The organism is Nocardia sp. JMUB6875, assembly GCF_041154655.1.
GTDB lineage: Bacteria > Actinomycetota > Actinomycetes > Mycobacteriales > Mycobacteriaceae > Nocardia.
The window spans coordinates 1-4,002 of record NZ_BAAFGR010000324.1 but is presented as its reverse complement, the minus strand read 5'-3'; the positions used below and the strand labels follow the sequence as shown (position 1 = coordinate 4,002).

The following is a 4,002-nucleotide window of genomic DNA, read 5'->3' as shown; positions in this document are numbered from 1 at the left end:
GGACTGGGCGAAGCGGCTGGCGGAGTTGGCGGCGGTGACCGTGCGGGGTGGGCGCGGGGCGGTGATCATGGTGCCGGATCAGCGGGACTTGGATCGCGTACTGACCGAATGCGTTGCGCTGGTGGGGGAGTCGGCGGTCGGATTGGCCGCCGGGCTGGGGCCTTCGGCGCGATATCGGCGTTGGTTGTCGGTGTTGCGGGGGCAGGCGAAGGTGGTGGTGGGAACACGCAGTGCGGTGTTCTCACCCGTGAAAGACCTTGGGCTGATCGCCATTTGGGATGACGGCGACGACACGTTCGCCGAGCCGCGGTCGCCGTACCCGCATGCGCGGGAAGTGGCCATGCTGCGGGCGCACGAGACCGGGGCGGCGTTCGTGGCGGGCGGGTTCTCGCGCACGGCCGAGGTGCAGGCCATCGTCGAATCCGGTTGGGCGCATGACCTCTTGGCGAATCGCAGTGTGCTGCGGCAGGCGATGCCGCGCATCACCGCACCCGGCGATACCGACGCGGCGCTGGAACGGGATCCGATCGCACAGGCCATTCGCATTCCCGCGGTCGCGTTCACGGAGGCGCGCAAGGCGCTCAAAGCCGGTGGGGCGGTGCTGGTTCAGGTGCCGCGGCGCGGATACATTCCGGCGCTGTCGTGCGCCAAGTGCCGGACTCCGGCGCGCTGCCGCCACTGCAACGGTCCGCTGGCGCTGCCGGACAGCGCGCCATCGGCACGCGGCGCGCTGCGCAGCGGACGCGAAGGTGTCGCGGAGGCGCAGAGCCCGGCCTGCCGGTGGTGCGGAATCACCGAGGCCGCGTTCCGCTGTGGCGCGTGCGGATCGCGGGCGCTGCGGGCCGTCGTCATCGGCGCCTCCCGCACCGCGGAGGAGCTGGGTCGCGCGTTTCCCGGTGTGCCCGTGCGCGGTTCGGGCGGCACCTCGATCCTGAACTCGGTGCCGGAGGGGCCGCAGGTGGTGGTGTCGACCATCGGCGCCGAACCCCCGGTCCCCGGCGGCTACGCGGTCGCCATGCTCCTCGACGGCTGGGCCCTGCTCGGCCGCGCCGACCTGCGGGCCGCCGAGGACACGCTGCGCCGCTGGATGTCCGCCGCCGCCCTGGTGCGCCCCGACGGCCGCGTCATCGTCATGGCCGACGCCGGACTGCCGACCGTGCAGGCGCTGGTGCGCTGGGATCCGGTGTGGCACGCCGGTTTCGAACTCGGCCAGCGCGCCGAGGTGCGCTTCCCGCCTGCCGTCCGCTTCGCCGCCATCGACGGCACCACGGACTCGATCGCCGAATTGCTCGGCGAGGCAAAACTTCCCGACGACGTCGAGATCCTCGGCCCGGTGCCGCTGCCACCCGGCGCGCGAAAGCCCTTCTCCTCCGGCGATTCCCCCGCCGAGGTCGAACGCATGATCCTGCGCGCCGACCGCGCGTCGGGAGCGGCCCTGTCCCGGGCCCTGACCGCCGCCCAGGCCGTCCGCAGCACCCACCGCTCCGACGCACCCCTCCGGGTCCAGATCGACCCGATCGACATCGGCTAGCCGATCGCGCTCAGCCCCCGGTGATTTCGTCGCGGGGGAGGGCGGCCAGGGTGGTGAGGGCGTTGAGGAAGCCGCGCCGGTCCGCGTCGGGCAGCTTGTCCAGGAGACGGTCCTCCCGGGCCTGGATCTCGGCCTGCGCGGCATCGCGGAGGCGACGGCCCGCAGGGGTCAGGGCGAGGAGCCGGGCCCGCCGGTCGGCCGGATCCGGGCGGCGTTCGATCAAGCCGCGGTCCTGCAGGTCGTCCAGCACCGCGATGATGCGCGTCTTGTCCGCCCCGATCTCCTGGGCGAGCACGCCCTGCCCGCGTGTGGTGGTCTCGTCCAGGCGCAGCAGCACGACGTAGCCCCACATGGTGAGGCCGTGGGCGGCCAGCACCGGTTGCTCGGCCGCCATGAGGGCGCGGCCCAGCGGGACGATCATCGCTGCCAAGTCCGGACGGTCTGTCATGCGGACAAGATTAGGCGGCCCGCCCGTGCGGCCTCTCGATCGTGTCGCCCGCGCGGGTCAGGATGGCGTCGGCGTCGAAGGTCTCGGCCTGCCAGGAGTCGACGCCGAGGCCGACCCGGCCGCGCCAGGCCCGCACGATCGCGGTGTGCACGGGCCAGCGCACGAACCGGCGCATATCGCGTTCGGATTCCCACACCGAGATCGAGCCGCCCCGGAACTCCGACGGCCTGCCCCACAGCCACACTCCGACGGCACCCTGCATGACCGGCCAGGTCTTGCCCAGCTCCAGCCCGGTCGAATAGATCTCGCGCGCTTCGTCTTCCGAGCCCGCGAGGAAGTCGGTCACGCTCACGAAGACCGGGCCCGAACGGTGGTGGTTCGGGCCCGGAGTCCACGGCATCAGCACGGTGCCTTCGGAGAAAGTTATCGTATGCATACACATACGATATGCACATGCGTACGAATATGGCAATGTCGAGTTTCAGCGGAAGGCGGGTGCGACGCGGGCCGCCCACTGGGCGTAACTGGTTGCGGGGCGGCCCAGTACGCGCTCGACGTCGCCGCTGACCTGCTGCTCCTCGGCTGTGGGCGCGCCCAGGATCTCGAGGGTGTGGTCGGCGACGGACTCCGGCATGAAGCGCAGCATGTTCTCCCGCGCCTGCTCACGGGTGAGCTCGACGAATTGCAACGGCTGCCCGAGCGCGGCCGTCAACGCCTCCGCCTGCTGGCGAGGGGTGACGAGTTCCGGGCCGATCACGGTGTAGGCCCGCCCGTGGTGGCCGTCCTCGAGCAAGGCGGCCGCGGCCATGGCGGCGATATCGGCCGGATCCACCTGCGGCAGACCGACATCCCCGAACGGGGCCGGGATGATGCCCTGGGTGCGCACCGGTTCGATCCAGGCGAAGGTATTGGTGAAGAACCCGCCCGGCCGCAGCACCGTCCACTCCAGATCCGAAGCGGCCAGGGCCTTCTCGAATTCGAGGGTGCGCGCGTAGCCGTCGCTGCCGGGGCGGGTCACCGCGCCCTGTGAGGACACGAACACCACGCGCCGAACACCCGCCGCCGCAACGGCTTCCAGCACCTCGGCGGGCGGCGGTCCCTGCACCAGCTGCGGTCCGGTGATGAGCAGGAACAGTGCCCGCGCGCCCGCCACCGCCTCGGTCAGGCTCGCGAGATCGCCGATATCGGCCCGGCGGTGCTCGGCGCCCTCGGGTAGATCCACCGGCTTCTCGCCCCGCGACACCGCGACCACCTTCTCGCCGGCCGCCGCGAGCTCACGCACGAGGGCACTGCCGACATTTCCGGTCGCTCCGGTCACCACGATCATCTGTCTCACTCCTGAGTTAGTTGGCTGACTAACTCGAACAGTAGGGCACTCGACCGGGCATTGTCTATAGTTAGTTGTATGACTAACTCAGTGGCCGCCAATGCGGGCAAGCGGGAGCGGCTGGCGGACGCGGCGGCCAAGGTCTTCCACGAACGCGGAGTCGAGAAGACGACCATCGCCGATATCGCGCGCGCCGCCGAGGTACCTGTGGGCAACGTCTACTACTACTTCAAGACCAAGGACCAGCTGGTCCAAGCGGCGATCAGCGCCCACGCGCGCACCGCCCAGGAGATCATCGCCGCCCTCGAACAGTTCGACGCCCCCGCCGAACGCCTGAAGGCCCTCGTCCGCGGCTGGGTAGACCAACGCGAACTAGCCGCCCAATTCGGCTGCCCCTCCGGCACTCTCGCCACCGAACTCGACAAGCGCGCCGACGGCCTCGACCGCGAACTCGCCGACGTCATGCGGGGCCTACTGGACTGGATCGACACCCAGTTCGCCGCCATGGGCCGCAACGACTCCCGCGAACTCGCCGTCGCCCTACTGGCCGCCTACCAGGGAATCTCCCTGCTCACCAACACCTTCCGCGACCCGGCCATGATGGAAGCCGAAGGCGCCCGCCTGGAGCGCTGGATCGACTCCCTGGTCCCCGCAACGTAATCCGAGGATTCAGTTTCGGGCGGGCTGGGATTGGGC

The 4,002-nt window shown here is 70.6% G+C and carries 5 protein-coding genes; 2 read left to right on the top strand and 3 right to left on the bottom strand.

The features are described from left to right. Positions 1-1,531: primosomal protein N' (locus ACAM49_RS39165; RefSeq protein ID WP_369640570.1), on the top strand; the 1,531-nt coding region annotated here is incomplete at its 5' end. Between the two features lie 10 nt (positions 1,532-1,541). Here ACAM49_RS39165 and ACAM49_RS39160 read toward each other — a convergent pair. Genes ACAM49_RS39160 through ACAM49_RS39150 form a run of 3 tightly spaced genes read right to left on the bottom strand, consistent with a single transcriptional unit; the run spans position 1,542 to position 3,306 of the window. After that, positions 1,542-1,979 (bottom strand): MarR family winged helix-turn-helix transcriptional regulator, encoded by a 438-nt coding sequence (locus ACAM49_RS39160; protein WP_369640569.1) that lies wholly within the window; start codon positions 1,977-1,979, stop codon positions 1,542-1,544. Positions 1,980-1,989: 10 nt separating this feature from the next. Then, positions 1,990-2,415, bottom strand: coding sequence for a hypothetical protein (locus ACAM49_RS39155; RefSeq protein ID WP_369640568.1), 426 nt, complete (start codon positions 2,413-2,415; stop codon positions 1,990-1,992). Between the two features lie 45 nt (positions 2,416-2,460). Further along, positions 2,461-3,306 carry an NAD(P)H-binding protein gene (locus tag ACAM49_RS39150; RefSeq protein WP_369640567.1) on the bottom strand — a complete coding sequence of 282 codons (846 nt, stop codon included), beginning with the start codon at positions 3,304-3,306 and terminating at the stop codon, positions 2,461-2,463. Positions 3,307-3,384: 78 nt separating this feature from the next. On the opposite strand from ACAM49_RS39150, the gene ACAM49_RS39145 reads away from it, so the two are divergent. Continuing rightward, on the top strand, positions 3,385-3,966 hold the full coding sequence (locus ACAM49_RS39145; RefSeq protein WP_369640566.1) for a TetR/AcrR family transcriptional regulator: 582 nt from the start codon (positions 3,385-3,387) through the stop codon (positions 3,964-3,966). Positions 3,967-4,002 lie beyond the last annotated feature (36 nt).

Coding starts and splice junctions, on each gene's coding strand:
- ACAM49_RS39155 (WP_369640568.1), bottom strand. CDS start 2,415: ATGCATACGATAACTTTCTCCGAAGGCACCGTGCTGATGCCGTGGACT.
- ACAM49_RS39145 (WP_369640566.1), top strand. CDS start 3,385: ATGACTAACTCAGTGGCCGCCAATGCGGGCAAGCGGGAGCGGCTGGCG.
- ACAM49_RS39150 (WP_369640567.1), bottom strand. CDS start 3,306: ATGATCGTGGTGACCGGAGCGACCGGAAATGTCGGCAGTGCCCTCGTG.
- ACAM49_RS39160 (WP_369640569.1), bottom strand. CDS start 1,979: ATGACAGACCGTCCGGACTTGGCAGCGATGATCGTCCCGCTGGGCCGC.